This is a genomic window from Terrabacter aeriphilus, assembly GCF_039542985.1.
Classification (GTDB): Bacteria; Actinomycetota; Actinomycetes; order Actinomycetales; family Dermatophilaceae; genus Terrabacter; species Terrabacter aeriphilus.
On the sequence record NZ_BAABIW010000014.1, the window covers coordinates 451,585 to 469,968 of the forward strand.

General features: G+C 73.1%; 15 protein-coding genes. All 15 read left to right on the forward strand.

The window, feature by feature from the left end:
- Window positions 1-1,419 carry a diaminopimelate decarboxylase gene (lysA, locus tag ABD979_RS11325; protein ID WP_345507568.1) on the forward strand — a complete coding sequence of 473 codons (1,419 nt, stop codon included), beginning with the start codon at window positions 1-3 and terminating at the stop codon, window positions 1,417-1,419.
- A gap of 45 nt (window positions 1,420-1,464) precedes the next feature.
- Window positions 1,465-2,820 carry a homoserine dehydrogenase gene (locus tag ABD979_RS11330; RefSeq protein WP_425583967.1) on the forward strand — a complete coding sequence of 452 codons (1,356 nt, stop codon included), beginning with the start codon at window positions 1,465-1,467 and terminating at the stop codon, window positions 2,818-2,820.
- The gene (gene thrC / locus ABD979_RS11335; RefSeq protein ID WP_345507570.1) at window positions 2,820-3,914 is read left to right on the forward strand and encodes a threonine synthase; all 1,095 of its coding nucleotides are present in this window, start codon (window positions 2,820-2,822) and stop codon (window positions 3,912-3,914) included. Before ABD979_RS11330 ends, thrC begins: the two co-directional genes overlap by 1 nt.
- A gap of 4 nt (window positions 3,915-3,918) precedes the next feature.
- Complete coding sequence (locus ABD979_RS11340; RefSeq protein WP_345507571.1) at window positions 3,919-4,905, forward strand: homoserine kinase; 987 nt, start codon at window positions 3,919-3,921, stop codon at window positions 4,903-4,905.
- A 272-nt stretch (window positions 4,906-5,177) separates the two neighbouring features.
- Complete coding sequence (gene rho, locus ABD979_RS11345; RefSeq protein ID WP_345507615.1) at window positions 5,178-7,235, forward strand: transcription termination factor Rho; 2,058 nt, start codon at window positions 5,178-5,180, stop codon at window positions 7,233-7,235.
- A 154-nt stretch (window positions 7,236-7,389) separates the two neighbouring features.
- Window positions 7,390-7,791 (forward strand): response regulator transcription factor, encoded by a 402-nt coding sequence (locus tag ABD979_RS11350; protein WP_345507572.1) that lies wholly within the window; start codon window positions 7,390-7,392, stop codon window positions 7,789-7,791.
- A 16-nt stretch (window positions 7,792-7,807) separates the two neighbouring features.
- Entirely contained in the window at window positions 7,808-8,863 is a 1,056-nt protein-coding gene (locus tag ABD979_RS11355) for a HEAT repeat domain-containing protein (RefSeq protein WP_345507573.1), read from the forward strand.
- On the forward strand, window positions 8,860-10,308 hold the full coding sequence (locus ABD979_RS11360; RefSeq protein ID WP_345507574.1) for a glycosyltransferase family 2 protein: 1,449 nt from the start codon (window positions 8,860-8,862) through the stop codon (window positions 10,306-10,308). The genes ABD979_RS11355 and ABD979_RS11360 overlap by 4 nt, the downstream gene beginning before the upstream one ends.
- On the forward strand, window positions 10,305-12,386 hold the full coding sequence (locus tag ABD979_RS11365) for a sensor histidine kinase (protein ID WP_345507575.1): 2,082 nt from the start codon (window positions 10,305-10,307) through the stop codon (window positions 12,384-12,386). The genes ABD979_RS11360 and ABD979_RS11365 overlap by 4 nt, the downstream gene beginning before the upstream one ends.
- A gap of 193 nt (window positions 12,387-12,579) precedes the next feature.
- On the forward strand, window positions 12,580-12,795 hold the full coding sequence (gene rpmE, locus ABD979_RS11370) for a 50S ribosomal protein L31 (protein WP_141818918.1): 216 nt from the start codon (window positions 12,580-12,582) through the stop codon (window positions 12,793-12,795).
- Between the two features lie 98 nt (window positions 12,796-12,893).
- Window positions 12,894-13,979, forward strand: coding sequence for a peptide chain release factor 1 (gene prfA, locus ABD979_RS11375; RefSeq protein ID WP_345507576.1), 1,086 nt, complete (start codon window positions 12,894-12,896; stop codon window positions 13,977-13,979).
- Complete coding sequence (prmC, locus tag ABD979_RS11380) at window positions 13,976-14,875, forward strand: peptide chain release factor N(5)-glutamine methyltransferase (RefSeq protein ID WP_345507577.1); 900 nt, start codon at window positions 13,976-13,978, stop codon at window positions 14,873-14,875. The genes prfA and prmC overlap by 4 nt, the downstream gene beginning before the upstream one ends.
- A 79-nt stretch (window positions 14,876-14,954) precedes the next feature.
- A complete protein-coding gene (locus ABD979_RS11385) occupies window positions 14,955-15,794 on the forward strand; it encodes an L-threonylcarbamoyladenylate synthase (protein ID WP_345507579.1) in 840 nt (279 codons plus the stop codon).
- A gap of 48 nt (window positions 15,795-15,842) precedes the next feature.
- Complete coding sequence (locus ABD979_RS11390) at window positions 15,843-17,123, forward strand: serine hydroxymethyltransferase (protein WP_345507580.1); 1,281 nt, start codon at window positions 15,843-15,845, stop codon at window positions 17,121-17,123.
- 44 nt (window positions 17,124-17,167) lie between these two features.
- Window positions 17,168-18,265 (forward strand): MraY family glycosyltransferase, encoded by a 1,098-nt coding sequence (locus ABD979_RS11395; RefSeq protein WP_345507581.1) that lies wholly within the window; start codon window positions 17,168-17,170, stop codon window positions 18,263-18,265.
- The last annotated feature ends 119 nt before the right edge of the window (window positions 18,266-18,384 follow it).

Below are 18,384 nucleotides of genomic sequence, written 5' to 3' on the forward strand. Positions count from 1 at the left end.
ATGCGTGCACACGAAGCCGGAGCGCTGCACGCGGAGGGCTATCGCGGCCCCGCGTGGCTCCACACCCCCGTCGACGTCAACGCCCTCGTGCCCTCGCTGTGGGCGTCGTCCGTGGCGCGCGGCGACGACGGCGTGCTCAGCGTCGGCGGCATCGCCGTCACCGAGCTGGCGCGCGAGTTCGGCACGCCGGCATACGTCATCGACGAGAACGACTTCCGTTCGCGCGCAAGGGATTTCAAGCAGACGTATGCCGAGGTGTTCGACGGCCTGTGCGGCGGCGCCGACGTGTTCTACGCGGGCAAGGCCTTCCTCTGCACCGAGGTGGCGAGGTGGGTGCACGACGAGGGGCTGCACCTCGACGTGTGCTCGGGCGGCGAGCTGGCCGTGGCCGTGCGCGCCGGGCTGCCGGGGGAGCGGATCGGCCTGCACGGCAACAACAAGAGCGTGGCCGAGATCCGCGCCGCCCTCGAGCACGGCGTGAGCCGCATCGTCGTCGACTCCTTTGACGAGATCGAGCGGGTGGCGGCCGTCGCGAGCGAGCTCGGTGTCGTGGCCCCGCTGCTCATCCGCGTCACCGTCGGCGTCGAGGCGCACACGCACGAGTTCATCGCGACGGCGCACGAGGACCAGAAGTTCGGCCTCTCGCTCTCGGGCGGCCACGCCTTCGAGGCGGCGCGGCGCATCATCGCCAACCCGGAGTCCCTCCGCCTCCTCGGCCTGCACAGCCACATCGGCTCGCAGATCTTCGACACGTCGGGCTTCGAGGTCTCGGCCCGGCGCATCCTCGGCCTGCACACGCAGATCGCGCGCGAGCTCGGCGTGGAGCTGCCCGAGCTCGACCTCGGGGGCGGCTTCGGCATCGCGTACACGACCGAGCACGACCCCCTCCCGCCGAGGCACCTCGCCACCGGCATGGCCGACATCATCGAGCGCGAGTGCCGCGCCGAGGGCGTGGCCGTGCCGCGCATCTCGATCGAGCCCGGCCGGGCGATCGCCGGGCCCACGACGTTCACGCTCTACGAGGTCGGCACCGTCAAGCCGGTCGCGCTCGACGGCGGCGCCGAGCGGGTCTACGTCTCGGTCGACGGCGGGATGAGCGACAACGTCCGCACGGCCCTCTACGACGCCAACTACTCGTGCACCCTGGCCAACCGCGCGTCGGGGGCCGCCCCGGTGCTCGCCCGGGTCGTCGGCCGGCACTGCGAGAGCGGCGACATCGTCGTCAAGGACGAGTTCCTGCCCGCCGACGTGTCGCCGGGCGACCTCGTGGCCGTGCCGGGCACCGGCGCCTACTGCCGGTCGCTGTCGAGCCAGTACAACCACACCCCCCGCCCGCCCGTCCTCGCGGTGCGCGACGGCGTCGCCCGCGTCATCGTGCGGCGCGAGACCATCGACGACCTGCTCGCCCTCGACGTCTGATGACGACTGCAGATCCTGCGCCACGGATGTCCGGATCGCGAAACAATGGCCGTCCACTCCCCGGACAGACGGCAGGATTCGCACGTGGACAGCGCCGTGAATGACCGCCAGCCCCTGCGCGTCGCCCTGCTCGGGGCGGGTGTCGTCGGCGGAGCCGTCGCGCGGCTGCTCACCGAGCACGCCGACGACATGGCCGCCCGCGTCGGGGCGCCGCTCTCTATCGTCGGCATCGCCGTGCGCCGGGCCGGCCGTGACCGGGCCGCCCTCGGCGTCGACCCGCAGCTGTTCACGACCGACGCCGAGGAGCTCGTGACCCGGGCCGACGTCGTCGTCGAGGTCATCGGGGGCATCGAGCCGGCCCGGTCGCTCATCCTGCGGGCCATGGAGCACGGCGCCTCGGTCGTCACCGCGAACAAGGCGCTGCTCGCCGAGGACGGCCCGGCGCTCTACGACGCGGCCGCCCGGCACGGGGTCGACCTCTACTACGAGGCCGCCGTCGCCGGCGCGATCCCGCTGCTGCGCCCGCTCCGCGAGTCGCTCGCGGGCGACGAGGTGCGCCGGGTGCTCGGCATCGTCAACGGCACGACGAACTACGTCCTCGACAAGATGGACACGACGGGCGCCGGCTTCGCCGACGCCGTCGAGCAGGCCCAGGCGCTCGGCTACGCCGAGGCCGACCCGACGGCCGACGTCGAGGGCTTCGACGCCGCGGCCAAGGCGGCCATCCTCGCCTCGCTCGCGTTCCACACCCGCGTGTCGGGCACCGACGTCTACCGCGAGGGCATCACCGAGGTGACCGCCTCCGACATCGCCGCCGCGCGCGAGATGGACGCCGTCGTCAAGCTCCTCGCGATCTGCGAGCACAGCGAGCGCGGCGTGAGCGTGCGCGTGCACCCGGCGATGATCCCGCGCTCGCACCCCCTCGCCGGCGTCCGCGAGGCCTTCAACGCCGTGTTCGTCGAGGCGGACGCCGCGGGCGAGCTGATGTTCTACGGCAAGGGTGCGGGCGGGGACCCGACCGCGTCGGCCGTGCTCGGCGACCTCGTGGCGGTCGCCCGCCACCGCGTGGGCGGCGGCCTGGGGCCGGGGGAGTCGAGCTACGCCGACCTGCCCGTGCTCACGATGGGCGACGCGCAGACGAGGTACCACATCAGCCTCGACGTGGAGGACCGCTCGGGCGTGCTCGCCCAGGTGGCGGCCGCCTTCGCCGACCACGACGTGTCGATCGAGACCGTGCGCCAGCAGCTCGTGCCCGCCCACGCGGGCGAGTCGGCCCGGGCCAACCTCATCGTCGTCACCCACACCGCGAGCGACGCGGCCCTCTCCTCCACGGTCGAGCGACTGCGCACGCTCGACGTCGTCCGTGGCGTCAACTCCGTCATGCGTGTGGAAGGTTCCTGATGGCTCACCAGTGGCGCGGAGTCATCCGCGAGTACGCCGACCGCCTGCCGATGCTCGAGGGTGCACCGGTCGTCACGCTCCACGAGGGGGGCACGCCGCTCATCCACGCCGAGAAGCTCTCCGAGCGGGTCGGCGCCGAGGTCCACCTCAAGTTCGAGGGTCTCAACCCGACCGGCTCGTTCAAGGACCGTGGCATGACCACGGCCATCAGCGTCGCCGCCCGCAAGGGCGCCAAGGCGGTCATCTGCGCGAGCACCGGCAACACGAGCGCGTCGGCGGCGGCCTATGCGACGAAGGCCGGCATGACGTGCGGCGTGCTCGTGCCGGACGGCAAGATCGCCATGGGCAAGCTGAGCCAGGCCATCGCGCACGGGGCGACGCTGCTGCAGGTCGACGGCAACTTCGACGACTGCCTCACCCTCGCCCGCAAGCTGGCCGAGGCGTATCCCGTCGAGCTCGTCAACTCGGTCAACCCGGCGCGCATCGAGGGCCAGAAGACCGCGAGCTTCGAGGTGGTCGACGCGCTGGGCGACGCCCCCGACATCCACTGCCTGCCGGTCGGCAACGCCGGCAACATCACCGCGTACTGGCGCGGCTACCGCGAGTACCTCGCCGAGCCGGTCACCGACGCCCCCGCGGGGCCGGCGACGCACCTGCCCGCGATGTGGGGTTTCCAGGCAGCCGGCGCCGCGCCGATCGTGCTCGGGCACCCCGTCGACCACCCCGAGACGGTCGCGACGGCGATCCGCATCGGCAACCCGGCCTCGTGGCAGCAGGCGCTCGCCGCGCGCGACGAGTCGGGCGGGCGCATCGACGCGGTCACCGACGATCAGATCCTCGATGCGCACCGCTACCTCTCGTCGCAGGAGGGCGTCTTCGTCGAGCCCGGCTCGGCCGCCTCGGTCGCCGGCCTGCTGGCGAGCCACGCGGCGGGCCTCGTGCCCCCGGGGGCGCGCATCGTGTGCACCGTGACGGGCCACGGGCTCAAGGACCCGCAGTGGGCCCTGCGCACCGCCGACGGGGGAGAGGTCGTGCCGACCCGCGTCTCCGTCGACGCGTTCACGGCCGCGCAGGCGCTCGGCCTCGAGGGCTGAGGCCGTGACCCAGGTCCCCGCGGTCCCCGCGGGCCGGTCGGTGCACGTGCGGGTGCCGGCGAGCAGCGCGAACCTCGGGCCGGGCTTCGACTCGATCGGCCTCGCCCTCGGCCTGTGGGACGACTACGTCGTCACGACGTCGGCCACCGCGGGACTCGTCATCGAGGTTGCCGGGGAGGGCGCCGCGGACGTGCCGACCGACGAGCGGCACCTCGTGCACGCGACGATGCAGCACACGTGGCGCGTCCTCGGGGTCGTGCCGCCGGACGGCCTGCGCATCGAGGCGTCGAACGGCGTGCCGCACAGTCGTGGCCTCGGCTCCTCCGCCACCGCCATCGTCGCGGGCGTCATTGCCGCGCAAGCCCTTTCGTTGTCATTCGCCGAGCGGACGGATGCCGGGTGGCCGGCTCCCGGCAGTCCCCTCGAGCTCGACCTCGGGTTGGCCTCGCACGTGGCGAGCACCCTCGAGGGACACCCCGACAACGCGTCCGCCAGCGTGTTCGGCGGCCTCACGGTCAGCTGGATGCCCGATGCGAGCGGCCTCGACCACGACGAGCGCACCGTCACCGCGCGCATCGACCCCCACCCCGAGGTGGAGGTCGTCGTCTTCGTCCCCGAGACCCAGCTCGCCACGCGGACGGCGCGCGCCGTGCTGCCGGCGACCGTCCCGCTCGCCGCCGCCGCGGCAGGTGCGGGTCGGGCCGCCCTGCTCGTGCACGCCCTGACCGCCGATCCGTCGCACCTGCACGCGGCCACGCGGGACTGGCTGCACCAGGAGGCGCGCAGGCCCTCCTACCCACACACGATGGAGCTCGTCGACCGGCTGCGGGCCCGGGGCCACGCCGCCGTCGTCTCGGGGGCGGGGCCGAGCGTGCTCGTGCTCACGACGACGTCCACGGCCGCCGACGTCGTGGCCGGCCCGCTCGCCGATCGCTGGGAGCGGCTGACCCCGGGAGTGCCCCGCCGCGGCGCGACCGTGCACGTCGCCTGACCTGCCGAAACCGTGCCCCGCTTCGCACGTCCCGTGGCCCCCGGGTGGTATCTTGAGGGCGCACCACAGGCCGCGTCATCGCAGGCCGGTGCACCACCCCCACGCTGAGGCCGTCGACACCTGCCTCTGGCGCGTTCGTCGCCGACGTGGGTCCCAGACGGCCAGCAGCGCTGGTCCAAGTCCGGCCCGACGATCCGTTCCGGGCCGCAAACGAGGGGGAAGGATCCTTCGTGTCAGAAACCACCACACGTCCGCTCTCAGGCCTGTCGGCCATGAAGCTGGACGAGCTCAAGGGCGTTGCGACGTCCATGGGCATCACGGGCACGGCGAAGATGCGCAAGAGCGATCTCGTCGAGGCCATCAAGGCCCGCCAGTCGGGCGGCTCGTCCGCCCCGTCCGGCGCCCCGGGCGCGGCGGGCAGCGCGAGCGCCCCGGCGGCCGCCGGCGCGGAGGCCGCTCCGGCCGCCGCGGCGACCACCGAGGCTGCCGCCCCGACCGCTGAGGCCGGTGCAGCGGCGCCCGAACGTGAGGCTGCGCCCACCCGTGGACGGCGACGCGCCGGCCGCGCCGCCGGAGCGGCGACCGCCGCGCCGGCCGAGGCTGCTCCCGCCGGTGAGCCCGCAGGCGATGCCGAGAGCGCTCCGAGCCGCTCCGAGCGCCGCGACGACGGTCGCGAGGAGCGCGGCTCCGGCGACCGCCAGCAGGACCGCCAGCAGGACCGCCAGCAGGGTGAGCGTCGCGCTGACCGTCAGCAGGAGCGTCAGCAGGGCGACCGGCAGCAGGAGCGTCAGCAGGGCGACCGGCAGCAGGAGCGTCAGCAGGGCGACCGGCAGCAGGAGCGCCAGCAGGGCGAGCGCCAGCAGGAGCGTCAGCAGGGCGAGCGCCAGCAGAACGACCGCCAGTCGGACCGTCAGCAGAACGAGCGCCAGCAGAACGAGCGCCAGCAGGGTGAGCGCTCGAACGACCGGGGCCAGGACGAGCGCCAGCAGCACGAGGCGCACGACCGCCAGGACGACGCGAACCGCTCGGGCGCCTCGCGCTTCGACGACGACGAGCGCGGCAGCCGGCGCAGCCGCAACCGCCAGCGCAGTCGTGACCGCAAGCGCGGTCGTGGTCGCGAGGAGGGCGGGCGCGACTGGAACGACTCCGAGGTCCAGGTCGGTGACGACGACGTGCTCGTGCCCGTTGGTGGCATCCTCGACGTGCTCGACAACTACGCCTTCGTGCGGACCTCCGGCTACCTCGCCGGGCCGAACGACGTCTACGTCCCGCTCGGCATGGTCAAGAAGAACGGCCTGCGCAAGGGCGACGCCGTCACCGGCGCCGTGCGGGCGCTGCGCGACGGCGAGCAGCCGTCGGGCAACGTCGGCCGACAGAAGTTCAACGCGCTCGTGCGACTCGACACCGTCAACGGCACGACGCCCGAGGAGGCGGCCAAGCGCGTCGAGTTCGGCAAGCTGACGCCGCTCTACCCGCAGCAGCGGCTCCGCCTCGAGACCGAGCCGAACGTGCTGACCACGCGCATCATCGACCTCGTCGCCCCGATCGGCAAGGGCCAGCGCGGCCTCATCGTCGCCCCGGCCAAGGCCGGCAAGACGATGATCATGCAGACCCTCGCCAACGCCATCACGACGAACAACCCCGAGTGCCACCTCATGGTCGTCCTCGTCGACGAGCGGCCCGAAGAGGTGACCGACATGCAGCGAGCGGTCAAGGGCGAGGTCATCGCCTCGACCTTCGACCGGCCGGCCGAGGACCACACGACGGTCGCCGAGCTCGCCATCGAGCGCGCCAAGCGCCTCGTCGAGCTCGGCCACGACGTCGTCGTGCTCCTCGACTCGATCACCAAGCTGGGCCGGGCCTACAACCTGTCGGCCCCCGCGAGCGGCCGGATCCTCTCCGGCGGCGTCGACTCGGCCGCGCTCTACCCGCCGAAGAAGTTCTTCGGGGCGGCGCGCAACATCGAGAACGGCGGCTCGCTGACCATCCTCGCCACGGCGCTCGTCGAGACCGGCTCGAAGATGGACGAGGTGATCTTCGAGGAGTTCAAGGGCACGGGGAACATGGAGCTGCGCCTCAACCGCGAGCTCGCCAACCGCCGGATCTTCCCGGCCGTCGACATCAACAGCTCGGGCACGCGCCGCGAGGAGATCCTGCTCGCGAGCGAGGAGCTGAAGATCATGTGGAAGCTGCGTCGGGTCCTCGGCGGCCTCGACACCCAGCAGGCCATCGAGCTGCTCATGGACCGCCTGAGGAAGACGAAGACGAACTACGAGTTCCTCACGCAGATCCAGCAGACGAGCAGCGCCAGGCTCGACGACGAGTCCTGACCCGGGTACCGAACCGGGTCACCGGACGACACCCGAAGGGGGCGGAGCCAGCCGGCTCCGCCCCCTTCGGCGCGTCCATACCGTGGCGAAATAGCGCAGATGGGTCGTTTGTTCCTAAACTGCGTACTCACACCCTGCGTTCCGATGGAGAGCCATGTCCGTGCCTGCCGGCGAGCCCGACCCCAGCTCCATCCGCGTCCTCGTCGCCGATGACGATGCGGACATCCGCGATCTCGTCGAGTTCAAGCTCACCCAGGCCGGCTTCGCCGTGCAGGCGGTGCCTGACGGCCTCAGCGCGTGGGAGGCCTTCTGCGCCGACCCGCCGCAGCTGGCCGTGCTCGACGTGATGATGCCGGGCCTGTCGGGCATCGACGTGCTGCGCAAGATCCGCGAGAGCGACCACGCCGGCGTGCCGGTGCTCCTGCTGAGCGCCAAGTCGCGCGACTCCGACGTCGACACCGGCTTCGCCGTGGGTGCCGACGACTACGTCATCAAGCCGTTCAGCCCCCGCGAGCTGCTCCACCGGGTCAACGGCATGCTGGCGCGGGCCCGGTGAAGACCGGGGCCTGCTGATGGTCGGCTCGGCACTGCTCATCGGCGCGACCGCCGTGGTCTTCGGGGCGTGCCTGCTGCTCGTGGTGGCCGTCGTCATCGTGCGCGCCCTGCGGCACAGCCGTCGCCAGCGCGACGAGATGATCCTCGCCCCGCTGCGCGTCGCGCTCATCACCGTCGCCGCGGGGGAGGACGACGACGGGTCGGCAGCCCAGTCGCTGGCCTGGACGACGGGGACCTCGCGCGACGTGCTCGACGCCACGATCGTCGAGCTCCTCACGAAGATCCGCGGCGTGCCCGCGGAGGACCTCGTGCGGGTCCTCGAGGGGCACGGCGCGGTCGACGTGGCCCACGCCGACCTGACGAACCGCTCGCCGGTGCGGCGGGCCCGCGCGGCCCAGCTGCTCGGCCTCGCCAGGGTCGGCTCGTCGGTGCCCCAGCTCGTCGGGCTGCTGCGCGACGAGTCCGTCGAGGTGCGCAACAGCGCGGCCTACGCCCTCGGCCTCATCGGTGACCCGAGCGCGGCCGGAGCGGTGCTCGCCGCGATCGGCATCCCCGACCGGGGTCTGCCCGCGGCCACGGCGGCGGAGGCGCTCCAGTCGATGGGTGTCGGGATCGCCGACGCCCTCCACGACGGCCTGCGCGACCCGCACGCCCGCACGCGCATGGTGGCGGCGCACCTCAGCGCCGAGCGCAGCTTCACCCGTGGCCTGCCCGAGCTGCGCGTCATGCTCGCGCACGACCCCGACCTCACGGTGCGCGAGACGAGCGCCACGGCCATCGGCCGCCTCGGCCGCACCGAGGACGCCGAGGTGCTGGGCCGGCACACGACGGTGGCGGAGCCGCTGCCGCTGCGCCGCGCCTGCGCCGCAGCCCTCGCCGACCTCGGGGTCGCGGAGTCGGTGCCGACGCTCGCGCAGCTGCTCGGCGACCCGGACCCGCGCCTCGCCGAGGTGGCCGCCGGTGCGCTCATCGCCCTCGGCCCGCTCGGCAGCGTGGCCCTCGCGTACCACGAGGACGCCCCGGCGGTGCGCACCGCGCGGCTCGTGGCCGACCTCCAGCGGGCGTCAGCATGAGCTGGGACGGCTTCGTCGACGGGCTGCGCGCCGCCGTCGTGTGGGTCATGGACGTCACGAGCGTGCCGATCATCGTCTACTTCGTGCTCATCAACACCTCGCTGCTCGTGCTCGTCGTGCTCGCCTACCTCGAGTTCCGGTCGCAGCAGCGCCGCCGTGCCACCGCGCTGACCTGGCAGGGGGCCGGGATGGCCCCGGGCGTCTCGCTCCTCGTGCCCGCCTACAACGAGGAGGCGGGCATCGTCACGGCGGTCAAGTCCTTCCTCACGCTGCGCTACCCCCGGCACGAGGTCGTCGTCATCGACGACGGCAGCACCGACGCGACGTTCGCCCGGATGGAGGAGGCGTTCGACCTCGTCGCGGTGCCGCGCGAGCTGCCGCAGGAGATCCCCGTGCGGGCCCGCACGCTGGGCGTCTACGTCCCGCGCGACGGGCGCACCCGGCTCGTCGTCGTGCGCAAGGAGAACTCGGGCAAGACCGAGGCGCTCAACCTCGGCATCAACGCCGCGAGCGAGCCCCTCGTGGCGATGCTCGACGGCGACTCGATCCTCGAGCCCGACGGCCTGCTGCACGTGACCCGTCCCTTCGCCGACGACCCGACGCGGATGGTCGCGACAGGCGGCGCGATCCGGCCCGTCAACGGCAGCCGCGTCGTCTCCGGGCGCATCGTCGACGTCGAGATGCCGCGCAGCTGGCTGGCCCGCATCCAGCTCGTCGAGTACCTCCGGGCGTTCCTGCTCGGGCGCACCGGCTGGTCGCGCCTGGGTGGCCTCATCCTCATCAGCGGTGCCTTCGGGCTCTTCCGGCGCGACGTCGTCGTCGAGGTCGGTGGCCTCGAGCCCGACACGATCGGCGAGGACTTCGAGCTCGTCATGCGCATCCACAAGAAGCTGCGCGACGAGGGGCGCGACTACGCCATCGAGTTCGTGCCCGAGCCGGTGTCGTGGACCGAGGTGCCGGTCAGCGCGCGCATCCTGCGTCGCCAGCGCAAGCGCTGGCACCGCGGGCTGTGGGAGACCCTCTGGGCCTACCGCTCGATGCTCTTCCGTCCGCGCTACGGCCGCGTCGGCTGGGTCGCCCTGCCGTACTACTGGCTCTTCGAGCTGCTCGCCCCGCTGCTCGAGCTCTTCGGCATCATCGTCGTGCCGCTCGCCCTGCTGCTCGGGGTCATCAACATCCCCTTCGCCGTGCTCTTCCTCGTGCTCGCCTACGGCTACGCCGTGCTCGTCACCCTCGCGGCGATGGTCGTCGACGAGTGGGCCTTCCACAAGCACGACCGCTGGCGGGCCATCTGGCAGACGATCGCCGCCTCGGTGCTCGAGAACGTCGGCTACCGCCAGGCCACGGTCGTGTGGCGCCTCGAGGGCTGGTGGGCCAGCCTGCGGGGCAAGAAGCACGTGTGGGGCGTCATGACGCGCACCGGGTTCGACGAGGACGCCGCGTGACCGCCGGGCTGCCCGCCCTCTCCAAACGCTCGGTCGGCAGCCAGATCCGGGTGCTCATCGGCATCCTCATCGTGCTCGTGCCGGTCGGGGTCGGCATCTCGATCGCGACGATCCACTCGCAGGGTGCGGCCGTGCGGGCCCTCACCCTCGCCTACGGGCCGGCGGTCGAGGCGAACAACGCCGTGCTCCTGTCGATGACGCGGGCGGAGGCTGCCTGGCAGCAGGCGAGCGAGGGAGGGGCCGGCACGGTCGACCCGGCGACCCTCGAGGCCGGCGTGCAGGCCCAGCTCGACCGCGCCGAGGCGGCGCTGTCGAGCGACGAGCTCGGCGCCGACGACCGGGCACGCCTGCTCGAGTACCTCCGGCAGGAGCAGGCCACGGTCGACGCGTGGTTCGGCGCGGCGGCTGCCTCGCTCGGCACGCCCGCGGCGAGCGGCGGCGCCGGCGAGCCCTACCGGGCGTCCGCGCGACTGGCCTACAACCGCTTCCTCGCGAGCAACAGCGCGCTCGGCGACCGCGTGCGTGAGCAGCGCGACGCCGCCCGGGCCGCCTCCCGCGAGGCGAGCGGCAGCACCTCCGTCGTGCTCGTCGGCCTCGGCGCCCTCATCGTGATCGTCCTCGTCGCGGCCGGCTTCGGCATGGACCGCTCGGTCGGGCGCCCCCTGGCCCGGCTGCGCGAGGTCGTGCGGCGCCAGGCGGAGGAGGACGTCATGCTGATGGCGAACCAGGAGGAGGGCGCGCTCGAGGTGCGCATGCTCGCCCGCGACTTCAACGACCTGACCCGCGCCAACGCACGGCTCGTCGACCAGCAGGCGGCCGTGCTCGAGATGCAGGAGCTCGTGCTCGACGTGGGCCGGGGCGCCCGGTCTGCCGGCGACGTCGACGAGGCGCTGCAACGGGTCTGCGCGCGGCTCGGTGCCGGTCTCGGCGCGGACCGCGCCCTGCTCTACACGCTGAGCGAGGACGGCCACGCGACGGGCGAGCGCCTGCAGTGGCACACCGACGACCTGCCCGACCTGCCGCCCCTGCCGCGCTCCCTCGCCCAGCAGGTCGGGGTGCTCAACGAGGAGCTGCGCCGCGACATCGGCTTCCTCGGCGTCGGTGACCTGCTCGCGCACGAGGCCTTCGACGACGAGCGCGCCCGGGCCTTCCACCGGGCCACGGGGGCGCGGTCGCTGCTCATGCTGCCGCTCGGCACGGGTGGCCGCGGCCTCGGCATCCTCTGCGTCATGATGGTCAACGCGCCCCGCCGCTGGCACCGCCACGAGATCCAGGCCGCCCAGCAGTGCGCGGCCATCGCCGCGCAGTCCATCGTCGCGCTGCGGCTCTCGCAGATGCAGGACGAGCAGGTGCGGCGCCTCACCGAGCTCGACCGCCAGAAGACCGACTTCATGGCGACGGTGAGCCACGAGCTGCGCACCCCGCTCACCTCGATCAGCGGCTACCTCGAGCTGCTCGTCGACGGCGACTTCGGCGACGTCAGCAAGAGCCAGCACGTCGCGCTCGACATCATCGGGCGCAACACGAGCCGGCTGCGTGGGCTCATCGAGGACCTCCTCGTGCTCAACAAGATCGAGATCAGCGGACTGCAGGCGATGGCCGAGGAGGTCGCCGTGCGCGACCTGCTCCGCACCGTCACCGAGACGATGGAGCCCGTGGCGGCGAGCGGAGGCGTGCACCTGCTCTGCACCGACGTGCCGGACGACCTCGTCGTCAAGGTCGACCGCGGGCAGGTCGAGCGAGCCCTGATCAACCTGGGCTCGAACGCCGTGAAGTTCACCCGCAAGGGCGGCGACGTCGTGCTGTCGGCCGAGCGCTCGGGTGACTCGACGATCATCTCGGTGCAGGACACCGGGATCGGCATCCCGGCCGCCGACCTCGCCCGCCTCTCCGAGCGGTTCTTCCGCGCCGGAAACGCGACGGCGGCCGCGATCCCCGGCACGGGCCTGGGCCTCGCGATCGTGCGCGCCATCGTCGAGGGCCACGGCGGCGAGCTCGTCATCGCCTCGGTCGAGGGAGAGGGCACGACGATGCAGGTGGTGCTGCCCGTCGCGCAGCCCGCCATGGTGTCGGTCTGACGGCAGCCGAAGGCACCCGACGGCATCCGTCGGCGGTGGCCTGGCCTCGGGGAATGCCGGGCCCCCTGCGTGCGTTTGGGAGGAGGTGCGCCTCTCTGGCACACTCTTCCTTCGGACCGGTTCACGGCTGAGCAGCTCGCACGCACGAGCAGCGACGACTCCGACCCGGCCACACCACCTCAAGGAGACGACGTTGAAGAAGGACCTTCACCCCGCCTACGTCGAGACCACGGTCACCTGCACCTGTGGCTCGACGTTCACCACTCGCAGCACCGAGACGTCCGGCAAGATCTCTGCCGACGTGTGCTCGCAGTGCCACCCGTTCTACACCGGCAAGCAGAAGATCCTCGACACCGGTGGCCGCGTGGCCCGGTTCGAGGCCCGGTACGGCAAGAAGGCCGCCAAGTAGGTCTCCCGCACGCCGGCCCCCACGACTTCGGTCGAGGGGGCCGGCGTTCGTCGTATCGCGACGCTCCCGCGAACCGCCCCACCAGCGAAGGGCCACCCGTGCTCGAATCCGTGCAGTCCATCCTCGACGAGTACGCCGACCTCGAGTCCCGGCTGGCCGACCCCGCCGTCCACGGCGACCAGGACCTCGTGCGCACCCTCAACAAGAGGTATGCCGCGCTCGCGCCCACCGTCGCCGCCGCGCGCGAGTGGACCGCGGCCGGCGACGACCTCACGGCCGCGCGCGAGCTGGCCCTCGAGGACGCGTCGTTCGCCGAGGAGGTGCCGGCGCTCGAGGCCCGCCTGGCCCAGGCCGAGGAGCACCTGCGCCGGATGCTCGTGCCGCGCGACCCCGAGGACGACCGCGACGTCATCCTCGAGGTCAAGGCGGGGGAGGGCGGCGACGAGTCGGCCCTCTTCGCCGGAGACCTGCTGCGGATGTACCTGCGCTACGCCGAGCAGCGCGGGTGGCGCACGGCGATCGAGGACGCCACCGAGAGCGACCTCGGCGGCTACAAGGACGTGCGCGTCTCGATCAGGGCCAAGGGCAGCCCGGGTCTCGGCGAGGCGCCCTGGGCACGCCTCAAGTACGAGGGTGGCGTGCACCGCGTGCAGCGGGTGCCCGTCACCGAGAGCCAGGGCCGCATCCACACCTCGGCCGCCGGCGTGCTCGTCATGCCCGAGGCCGAGGAGGTCGAGGTGACGATCGACCCCAACGACCTGCGCATCGACGTCTACCGCTCGAGCGGTCCGGGCGGGCAGAGCGTCAACACGACCGACTCGGCCGTGCGCATCACGCACGTTCCGACGGGCCTCGTCGTGTCCTGCCAGAACGAGAAGTCGCAGCTGCAGAACAAGGAGGCGGCGATGCGCGTGCTGCGCGCGCGGCTCCACCAGATGGCCCAGGACGAGGCCGACGCGGAGGCCAGCGCGGCACGCCGCTCGCAGGTGCGCACGGTCGACCGCTCCGAGCGCATCCGCACCTACAACTTCCCGGAGAACCGCATCTCCGACCACCGCACGGGCTACAAGTCCTACAACCTCGACGCCGTGCTCGACGGCGACCTCGACCCCGTGGTCCGCTCGGCGCTCGACGCCGACGAGGCGGCCAAGCTCGCGGCGCTCGCCGGCGGGTCTCCCGCGTGAGCGAGCCGTCCGCGACCGACCTGCGTGACGGCATCCGGGCGGCGACGGCGCGCCTGCGCGAGGCCGGGGTCGCCTCCGCCGACGTCGACGCGGTCGAGCTCGCCGCGTTCGTGCTCGGCGTCGAGGCGGGCGAGGTGCGCCGGCTCCTCGTGCTCGGCGGCCGCACGCTCCCGAGCCGGTATGCCGGGCTCGTCGACGAGCGCGCCCGCCGCGTGCCGCTCCAGCACCTCACCGGGCGGGCGCACTTCCGCCACCTCACGCTGTCGGTGGGCCCCGGCGTCTTCGTGCCGCGCCCCGAGACCGAGGTGCTCGTCGACCTCGCGCTCGCCGAGGTCGACCGCGTGGCGGCCGGACGTCCCGACGCGCCCGTGCGGGTCGTCGACCTGTGCTCGGGCTCCGGGGCGATCCCGCTCGCGATCCGGCACGAGCGGCCTGGCGCGGTCGTGCGGGGGATCGAGCTGTCGACCGACGCGCTCGCCTGGGCCGTCGCCAACCGCGACCGGCTCGGCCTCGACGTCGAGCTCGTGGCCGGCGACGCCACCCGCCCCTGCTTCCCGGAGTGGGCCGGCGCCGTCGACGTGGTGACGGTCAACCCGCCCTACATCCCGACGGGCGCCGTGCCGCTCGACCCCGAGGTGCGCGACCACGACCCCGAGCTGGCGCTCTACGGCGGCAGCGAGGACGGGCTCGCCGTCCCGCTCGCCACCGCGCGGGTCGCGGCCGGCCTGCTGCGCCCCGGTGGGCTCGTGCTGATCGAGCACGCGGACTCCCAGGGCGAGAGCCTGCCGGCCCGGCTGGGACGCACGGGGGAGTGGACCGACGTGACCGACCACCCGGACCTCTCCGGCCGTCCGCGGGTCACCGTCGCCCGCCGCGCGCCCAGCACCCCGGGCTGACCGGCTGCCCGGCTGCCCGGCTGCCCGGCTGCCCGGGGGTGGCCCGGTCGTCCCGGCGCGGCCCAGTAGGCTCGGGCGCGTGAGCGAGCGCTACGACTGCACCGATCCCGACGGCCGCGCCGAGGGCATCTCGGCCGCAGCGGCGGCCGTGCGCCGCGGCGACCTCGTCGTGCTGCCGACCGACACCGTCTACGGCATCGGCTGCGACGCCTTCGACGCCACCGCGGTCGCGTCGGTGCTGGCGGCCAAGGGCCGCGGCCGCGACATGCCGCCCCCGGTGCTCATCCCGACGGCGCGCACGGCCCAGGGCCTCGCCACGCAGGTGCCCGACTACGCCCAGCGGCTCATGGAGCGCTTCTGGCCCGGTCCGCTGACGCTCGTGCTCAAGGCTCAGACGTCGCTGCACTGGGACCTCGGCGAGACGAACGGCACCGTGGCCCTGCGCGTGCCCGCGAACGAGGTGGCCCTCGAGCTGCTCGGCGACATCGGCCCGATGGCCGTGACGAGCGCCAACACGACGGGCGACCCGGCCGCGCGCACGGCCGACGAGGCGGAGGCCATGCTCGGCGCCGCCGTCGCCGTCTACCTCGACGGCGGTCCCGCCGGTGAGGGCGACCCCTCGACGATCGTCGACTGCACGGGCGAGACCCCGGTCACCCTGCGCCTCGGCGCGCTCAGCCAGGACGAGCTCGACGCGGCCCTCGAGCCGGAGCCCGTCCTCGAGGCCCCGGAGCCCGGCGCCGCCCCCGAGCCCGCGGACGACGCGGACGACGCACCCGCCGACGCACCCACCGACGCATCCACCGACCACCCGACCGATGCGACGGCAGACGCGCCGACCGACGCCGAGGTGTCGGGGGAGCCGGACGAGCTGTCCACCCCGGAGCGCCCCGCCGACGCCTCGGGCCCGACGCAATAGAGTTGGCTCGCGCTCGCGCCCCACTCCCGACCCACCCGGAGACCACCCATGGCTGACGACACGACGTTCTACGGCTCCGACTTCGGTGCCCTGCGCTCCTTCGACCCCGACATCGCGGGAGTGCTCCTGTCCGAGCTCGACCGCATCCGCGGCGGCCTGCAGCTCATCGCGAGCGAGAACATCAGCTCCCCGGCCGTGCTCACGGCGCTCGGGTCGACGCTGTCGAACAAGTACGCCGAGGGCTACCCCGGGCGCCGCTACTACGGCGGCTGCGCGGAGGTCGACAAGGCCGAGTCGATCGCCATCGAGCGCGCCAAGGTGCTCTTCGGGGCCGACCACGCCAACGTGCAGGCGCACTCGGGCGCCAGCGCCAACCAGGCCGTCTACGGCGCGTTCATGTCGCCCGGCGACACGATCCTCGCGATGGCCCTGCCGATGGGCGGCCACCTGACGCACGGCACGAAGGTCTCCTTCTCCGGCAAGTGGTTCAACGCCGTGCACTACGGCGTCGACGCGACGACCGAGGACATCGACTACGACCAGGTCGAGGCACTGGCCAAGGAGCACCGTCCCAAGGTCATCTGCGCCGGCGGCTCGGCCATCCCGCGCCTCATCGACTTCGCCCGGTTCCGCGCCATCGCCGACGAGGTCGGCGCGATCCTCTGGGTCGACGCGGCCCACTTCATCGGGCTCGTGGCCGGCAAGGCCATCCCGTCGCCGGTGCCGTATGCCGACGTCGTGACCTTCACGACGCACAAGGTGCTGCGCGGCCCGCGCTCCGGCGCCCTCGTCTGCACGGCCGAGCACGCGGCCGCCCTCGACAAGGCGATCTTCCCGATGATGCAGGGTGGTCCGCAGATGCACACCATCGCGGCCAAGGCGGTCAACTTCAAGGAGGCCGCGACCCCGGAGTACGCCCAGTACGCGAAGGACGTCATCGCCAACAGCCAGCAGCTCGCGGCGAGCCTGCTCGAGCTCGGCATCCGGCCCACGACGGGCGGCACCGACACCCACCTGTCGCTGCTCGACCTGCAGGGCGTCGGGGTCACCGGCAAGGAGGCCGAGGAGCGGGCCGACGCGGCCGGCATCGTGCTCAACAAGAACGCGATCCCCTTCGACCCGCAGAAGCCGAACATCGCCTCCGGCATCCGCGTCGGCACCCCGTCGGTGACGACGCAGGGGATGGGCCTGCCCGAGATGGAGCAGATCGCCGCGCTCATCCACCAGGCCGTCACGCGTGGCGACGCCGACCCCGACCACGCCGTCAGCAAGGAGGTGCGCGCGGGGGTCACCGACCTCGTGACGCGCTTCCCGGCATACCCTCGCTGAGTCCGGCACCCACCGGACGTCCCGGAGCGAGCGGAGGTCGGTAGGTGCACGAGTACGTCCTCGTCCTCGTCGTGGCCGCTGCGGTCACGTACCTCGCGACGCCGTTCATCCGCAGCATCGCCGTGGCGACCGGCGCCTTCACGGCCGTGCGCGAGCGCGACGTGCACACGACGCCGATCCCGCGGCTCGGGGGAGTGGGCATCTACCTCGGGTTCGTCGCGGCGGTGCTCGTCGCGCGGGCGCTGCCCTACCTCGGCGGGCTCTTCGCGACCCGGCAGCTCTGGGGCGTGCTCGTGGCGGGCGGCATCGTCTGCCTCCTCGGGGCGTTCGACGACATCCGCGAGCTCGACTGGGTCACCAAGCTCGCCGGCCAGATGCTCGCGGCCGGCCTGATGGCCTACACCGGCGTGCAGCTGCTCTCGCTGCCGATCTTCGGCACGACGATCCTGCCCACGCCCGTGCTCGTGCTCTTCACGATCGTCGTCGTCATCGCCTCGACGAACGCGGTCAACTTCATCGACGGGCTCGACGGGCTCGCCGCGGGCATCGTCGGCATCGCGGCGCTCGCGTTCTTCATCTACAGCTACCTCGTGTCGCGCTCGTTCCAGCCGGCCAACGTGTTCTCCACCGCGACGCTCATCTCGGCGGCCCTCGTCGGGTGCTGCGCGGGCTTCCTGCCGCACAACTTCCACCCCGCGCGCCTCTTCATGGGCGACTCCGGGGCCCTGACGCTCGGCCTGCTGCTCTCGGCGGCGACGATCTCGCTGACCGGCAACGTCGACCCGGGTCTGGTGACCGGCAACGCCGTCTCGGCCGCGTTCCTGCCCATCCTCGTGCCGCTCGCCGTGCTGCTGCTGCCCTTCCTCGACATGCTGCTCGCCGTCGTGCGCCGCACCCGGGCGGGGCAGCGGCCCTGGCAGGCGGACGCGATGCACCTGCACCACCGGATGCTCGGCATCGGGCACGGCCACCGCCGCGCCGTGCTCATCCTCTACCTCTGGGCCGCCATCGTGGCGCTCGGCTCGGTGTCCTTCGTCATCTGGGACGGGCTCCGTCCGCTGGCCGTCGTGGGGGCCGCCGCCGCGGTCGGTGTCGTGCTCACCGTGTGGCTGCCGCGGTGGAGGCCGGCGAAGCGCTTGTGATAGCATTCACAAGCACCTGAGGGGAGTCTGAGAGGATGCCTCCACGGCGCCGAAAGGCCTTCCCGGTGCAGGGGATCGCGACCGAACCGGTCCGACGCCCCGCACCGCAGCACCGCCTC

Excerpts from the sequence above, each read along its gene's own strand:
- lysA (WP_345507568.1), top strand. The coding sequence starts at position 1 with ATGCGTGCACACGAAGCCGGAGCGCTGCACGCGGAGGGCTATCGCGGC.
- ABD979_RS11330 (WP_425583967.1), top strand. The coding sequence starts at position 1,465 with ATGGCCGTCCACTCCCCGGACAGACGGCAGGATTCGCACGTGGACAGC.
- thrC (WP_345507570.1), top strand. The coding sequence starts at position 2,820 with ATGGCTCACCAGTGGCGCGGAGTCATCCGCGAGTACGCCGACCGCCTG.
- rho (WP_345507615.1), top strand. The coding sequence starts at position 5,178 with ATGAAGCTGGACGAGCTCAAGGGCGTTGCGACGTCCATGGGCATCACG.
- ABD979_RS11350 (WP_345507572.1), top strand. The coding sequence starts at position 7,390 with ATGTCCGTGCCTGCCGGCGAGCCCGACCCCAGCTCCATCCGCGTCCTC.
- ABD979_RS11355 (WP_345507573.1), top strand. The coding sequence starts at position 7,808 with ATGGTCGGCTCGGCACTGCTCATCGGCGCGACCGCCGTGGTCTTCGGG.
- ABD979_RS11360 (WP_345507574.1), top strand. The coding sequence starts at position 8,860 with ATGAGCTGGGACGGCTTCGTCGACGGGCTGCGCGCCGCCGTCGTGTGG.
- ABD979_RS11390 (WP_345507580.1), top strand. The coding sequence starts at position 15,843 with ATGGCTGACGACACGACGTTCTACGGCTCCGACTTCGGTGCCCTGCGC.